The following is a 320-nucleotide window of genomic DNA, read 5'->3' as shown; positions in this document are numbered from 1 at the left end:
GCGCTGGGGCGGCGGCCGCCGGGTCCGGGGCGGGAACTGTGAAAAGCGCGAGTGCCCTTCAGCGCGAAGCCCGCAAAGAGGTGCAACGCATCGAAAAACGCATGGCGCGGCTGCGCGAGCAGATCGCCAAGGCGCAGGAGCGCAGCGCTGCCTGTGCGGTGAGCGGGGACTATGAGGAACTCGCGCGGATTGGCAAAGAGCTGAGTGAGGCCACCGGCCAGCTTGAGGAACTGGAAGAACAGTGGCTGGAGGCAGCTGAAGTAGCTGAGGGATAAGGCCGGCCTGCCTCGCGGGCCGCGGGTGCCCATCGGCCAGCCGAA

1 pseudogene is annotated in these 320 nt (G+C 67.8%); it reads left to right on the top strand.

What is annotated here, in order from left to right:
• Positions 1-275, top strand: a pseudogene (locus QP415_RS11170) (ABC transporter ATP-binding protein); the annotation flags it as partial.
• Positions 276-320: the final 45 nt, after the last annotated feature.

This window comes from Pauljensenia sp. UMB3104 (assembly GCF_030217285.1).
In the GTDB taxonomy this organism is placed as follows: Bacteria; Actinomycetota; Actinomycetes; order Actinomycetales; family Actinomycetaceae; genus Pauljensenia.
This window is presented reverse-complemented; position numbering and strand designations above follow the sequence as displayed.